The organism is Megasphaera sp. DJF_B143 (genome assembly GCF_900320625.1).
Classification (GTDB): domain Bacteria; phylum Bacillota; class Negativicutes; order Veillonellales; family Megasphaeraceae; genus Megasphaera; species Megasphaera hexanoica.
On the sequence record NZ_ONTA01000159.1, the window covers coordinates 1 to 4,361 of the forward strand.

General features: G+C 56.4%; 6 protein-coding genes. All 6 read right to left on the bottom strand.

Annotated elements, in window-relative coordinates:
• Positions 1-346 (bottom strand): NTP transferase domain-containing protein (locus DBO31_RS04770; RefSeq protein WP_234995394.1); only part of this gene is annotated, 346 nt, incomplete at its 3' end.
• A gap of 11 nt (positions 347-357) precedes the next feature.
• The gene (gene yqeC / locus DBO31_RS04775; RefSeq protein ID WP_159897761.1) at positions 358-1,155 is read right to left on the bottom strand and encodes a selenium cofactor biosynthesis protein YqeC; all 798 of its coding nucleotides are present in this window, start codon (positions 1,153-1,155) and stop codon (positions 358-360) included.
• Positions 1,136-2,224 carry an XdhC family protein gene (locus DBO31_RS04780; RefSeq protein ID WP_150824569.1) on the bottom strand — a complete coding sequence of 363 codons (1,089 nt, stop codon included), beginning with the start codon at positions 2,222-2,224 and terminating at the stop codon, positions 1,136-1,138. Before DBO31_RS04780 ends, yqeC begins: the two co-directional genes overlap by 20 nt.
• A 20-nt stretch (positions 2,225-2,244) precedes the next feature.
• Positions 2,245-3,285, bottom strand: a complete 1,041-nt coding sequence (locus DBO31_RS04785; RefSeq protein WP_113856450.1) for a sulfate/molybdate ABC transporter ATP-binding protein — start codon at positions 3,283-3,285, stop codon at positions 2,245-2,247.
• Positions 3,282-3,956, bottom strand: a complete 675-nt coding sequence (gene modB / locus DBO31_RS04790) for a molybdate ABC transporter permease subunit (protein ID WP_234995393.1) — start codon at positions 3,954-3,956, stop codon at positions 3,282-3,284. Before modB ends, DBO31_RS04785 begins: the two co-directional genes overlap by 4 nt.
• Before the next feature lie 9 nt (positions 3,957-3,965).
• The coding region (locus DBO31_RS04795; protein WP_150824570.1) for an extracellular solute-binding protein at positions 3,966-4,361 on the bottom strand (396 nt) is incomplete at its 5' end.

The window sequence follows — 4,361 nt, forward strand, 5'->3', positions numbered from 1 at the left end:
CATATCCCGTCAAAAAACTGGCTATGGTCTGTGCCTGCAGCAGAGGCCGGTCAGCCACAAAAAAACCATAGGCATCGCTGTCACGAGTGGCGGTACCAATGCGGATCGAGGCGGCTATGCCCTCTTGACTGGCATCGTTGGGATACACCTGTGCTCCCCGTACCCGACACCAGTGGCGCAATTCTTCATAGGGTGAAACGACAACGATATCACACCCTATTCCCTCTTGCCGCACAGATTCCATCCCCTCCCGGAGCTGGAGAAACCCATGCTGATACAAGGGTCTTCCGACAAAAGGAATAAGCAGTTTATTTCTTCCAAACCGGCGCCCCTGCCCGGAAGCCATATATATCAGGCTTATATGCACGGAATCCCTTCCTTTCCGGCAAAGGACGTGATGAGCCCTGCAGGAAGATCCATTTCCTGGAAAATCAGGCTGGCAGCGATGCGGTGCTGGGGCGTGTCGGCCTGATTCAGTACGGGGAGGACCGGGATATCCCATGCCATGCCGGAAAGGCAGCAGTTCTGCCAGAGCCGGGCAAACAAGCTGATAGACAGCGGTACGGTCCCGTCAGCCGCTTCCTGCGGAAAGGTCCGTCCAAACCGCCGTGCCGCATCAGCCGCCTCATCCCAGCGGAAGCAGACAGCCTGCAAGGACCGTCCCAGTGCCGACAGGCCGGCAATGGACAGTACGGCGTCACACCGGGCGGGAAGGACCGGCTCGTTCACCCCCGGCACTTTAAAAGGAAGGCGCCGCGATCCATCGGCTTCGACGAGGACGACATCGGCATGGCGCGCCGCTGTATGATAGGCCGCATCACCGATATACGAAATCTTGCCGCCATCACAGGGAAGCCCCGCCACGGCAATACCCGTTTCCCGCATCTGCCGGACGATTGCGGTGGCATCATCGGTCAGCACGCCATACCGTTCGGGCTGATACATATGGGTCGTCGTCACGACGAGGACGCGTTTGCCTCTGTCCATCAATTCTCGTGCCAGAGCGGCAATACAGGTCGTTTTGCCGCCGGCACCGGTAACGGCCAGTACGACCGGGACATCAGTCCGTGCCAGTTCCGGCAGGATACGGCCTATGCCCTCCCACAGGGTGGATACATGTTCATCCGAATCTTTTTTATATACGACAATGTTCATTCCTATACGCTCTCCAGACTTTGGCATCCTCTTTTTCACGGCCTTCACGGCGGGCCCGGACAGCAATGAGTTCGGCAGCGATACTGACGGCGATTTCTTCCGGTGTCGCCGCCGAAATGGGCAGGCCTATAGGCGCGTGGCAGGCGTCGATGGCATCTGCAGGAAATCCGTCAGCTAATAGTTTGGAACGGACGAAAGCTAACTTTGCCCGGCTGCCGATGACCCCGATGTAACCGGGATGACAGGAAAGGGCATATTTTTGTGCGTCATAGTCCCCCAGATGGCCACGGGTCATAATGCAGACATAATCGTCGCCTGATACCGGGACATAGTCTGCCAGGTGATGGAAATCAGCTGTAATCCGCGCGGCCGCATCAGGAAAACGGCTGGCAGATACAAATTCGCCCCGGTCTTCGACAACAGTACAGGAAAATCCCAGCCCTGTCAAGAGTGGAACCAGTGCTTTCGCCACATGACCGCCCCCGAAAACGATGACCCGCCGGGGATAGGCCAGTATTTCTTTATATAAGAGATGTCCTGGAAGGGATACTATGGCCGGTATGGAGCTTTTCTGACCCGGTTCTTCATGAAATTGCTGCAAATAGCAGTCATGACCACAATATACCGGTCCATCATCTGTCAAAAGGGCCATGCCCCAATGCGCCGGATCAGTCAGATCCAAGAAGAGCCGGCAGGCATGCTGACCGGACAGGCACTGCACCGCCCGGGCCAGCAGGGGCATCAGGGACGGGACAGCCGGATCAAAATACTGGCAAAATACGCGCAGTTCGCCGCCGCATACGGCCCCGATATCTGCTACAGGATCCTCGTGCAGGACCAGTGGCAGTATGAATGACTTTTTTTCTTTCAGAGCCTTCCTGCCTGCTTCACAGGCCAGGTGTTCCTGATAGCCCCCGCCGACCGTTCCCGGCGCCGATCCGTCTTCCAGGATCAGCTGGTGGCTGCCGGCGCCGCGGGGAGTCGAACCCACCGTATCAATAATTGTCAGTAATACGGCACTGCGCCCGGAAGAAAGTTCTTCGAATAGTTTGGAAAAAAGAGATTTCATCGTATACAGGGTTCCTTTCTTTATGTATGCAGAAGCAGTATATCACGGGAAGATACGCCCAGAGACAATACCTGTGGCGGTTCATGACTTGTTTTATCTACCTGCCACCAGAGAGACGGCGTATTCTCTTTCTGATTCCGGTAGCGGAATTGTACCAGCCAGGAAAAGGGCCGTTCCAGAATCGTCTCTACCGTAACAGTCTGACCGTTTTCTTCCCGGCCCGGCACAAACGACCGTTCTCCTATGGCTACGGCACACAGGCCCGGCGGGACAGGGCGTTCCGGGTGAAAACGGAGATTCCAGTCCGGCACGACTACTTCATTTTCCAGAAGGCGGGCCGGCGCAATATTCCGGCACCCCGTCAGGATAGCCGCCGCCCTGGTAGGCGGCGCGGAAAAGATGTCCTGTACCTTCCCGGACGAATCGACGCGGCCATCTTCCAGAACGATTATATGCCGGCATAACTGATAGGCTTCGTCCCGGTTATGGGTGACGATCAGGACATCTTTGTCATAGTACGTCAGCAGCTGCTTCAATTCGGCCAGCAGCTGCTCCCTGAGCCATGTATCGAGGGCGCTGAACGGTTCATCGAGAAGGAGGATATCCGGTTCATTGATGAGGCAGCGCGCCAGGGCCGTCCGCTGCTGCTGCCCTCCCGAAAGCTGTCCCGGCTTACGGTCCGAAAGGCCGGTCAGGTGCATCCGTCCGATCATATCATCGACCCGCCGCTGTCGCTCCCGTTTATCCTTGAGATAGCGGATACCACTATAGATATTTTCCTCTACCGTCATATGGGGGAACAGGGCGTAATTTTGAAACAGATAGCCTACATGCCGGTCCTGAACGCGCATATCCGTGCGGGAACGGGAATCGAACAGGACGCGGCCGTTGAGCACGATCCGCCCGGCATCGGGTCTTTCGATACCGGCGATGCACTGCAGGGTCTTGCTCTTGCCGCTTCCGGAAGCGCCGAGGATGCCGAGGACACCGCCCCTTGTTTCAAAATGGACAGACAGGGTAAAGGCGCCCAGCTTCTTTTCTATATGGACAGACAGGCTCATAGAAGGCGTCTCCTTTCACGGCCTCTTTTTTCATATACGTTGATGGTGAGCAGCACGACCGCACTGATAGCGATATTGACGAGGACCCAGATAAACGCGTGGTATTCATCATTGGTACGCCAGAGCTGATAGACCGTCGTAGAAATCGTCGCCGTATTGTGAGGGATGTATCCGATGAGCATGGTCGTCGCCCCATATTCTCCCAGTGCCCTGGCAAAGGCCAGCACCGTCCCGGCGATGATACCCTGACGGCAGCAGGGCATACGGATGTGCCAGAAAATATACGTATCGGACAGGCCCAGTGTCCGGCCGCTCCAGGCCAGTGTCTCATCAAAACTTTCAAAGGCCCCGCGGGCCGTGCGGTACATGAGGGGAAAGGCCACTACTGACGAAGCGAGGACACCGCCGTACCAGGTCATGACAAAGCGGATACCCACATCGTTGAGAAACATGCCGACAGGATGCTTCAGGCCGAAGACGAGGAGGAGCAGCCAGCCGCAGACCGTCGGCGGCAGGACCAGTGGCAGCGTGAGGACGACATCGAGGATTCCTTTTAATATGCGGGGCAGGCGGGCAACGTAATAGGCCAGGCAGATGCCGCTGAAAAAGACGAGGATGCAGGAAATGCCGGCAATGCGCAGGCTGTTCCACAGAGGATACCAGTCCATCATACCGCTTCCTTACGAGACGGGACTAAAGCCGACGCTCTTAAAAATCCGCATGGCCCCATCCCCTTTCAGATAGTCCAGGAAGGCCCGGGCTTCCTGTTGATGCTGGCTGTGTTTCATAACTGCTGCCGGATAAATGACCTGTCCACACATGTCTTTCGTCGCTTCATCGACCGGTTTCAGGCGGGCACTAAAAGCATCGGTCGCATAAATGACGCCACAGTCGGCACTGCCTTCCCTGACCTGGGTCGTCACTTCCTTGACATTGGAACCATACGTGATGCGGCCGGCACGGGCAATAGCCGTTTCATCGAGGCCATAGAATGTCAGGATCTTTTGCGTATACTGGCCGACGGGCACATCACTGTTGCCCATGACCAGACGGATAGAGCCTTCTTTCAATTTAGC

Excerpts from the sequence above, each read along its gene's own strand:
- modB (WP_234995393.1), bottom strand. The coding sequence starts at position 3,956 with ATGATGGACTGGTATCCTCTGTGGAACAGCCTGCGCATTGCCGGCATT.
- yqeC (WP_159897761.1), bottom strand. The coding sequence starts at position 1,155 with ATGAACATTGTCGTATATAAAAAAGATTCGGATGAACATGTATCCACC.
- DBO31_RS04785 (WP_113856450.1), bottom strand. The coding sequence starts at position 3,285 with ATGAGCCTGTCTGTCCATATAGAAAAGAAGCTGGGCGCCTTTACCCTG.
- DBO31_RS04780 (WP_150824569.1), bottom strand. The coding sequence starts at position 2,224 with ATGAAATCTCTTTTTTCCAAACTATTCGAAGAACTTTCTTCCGGGCGC.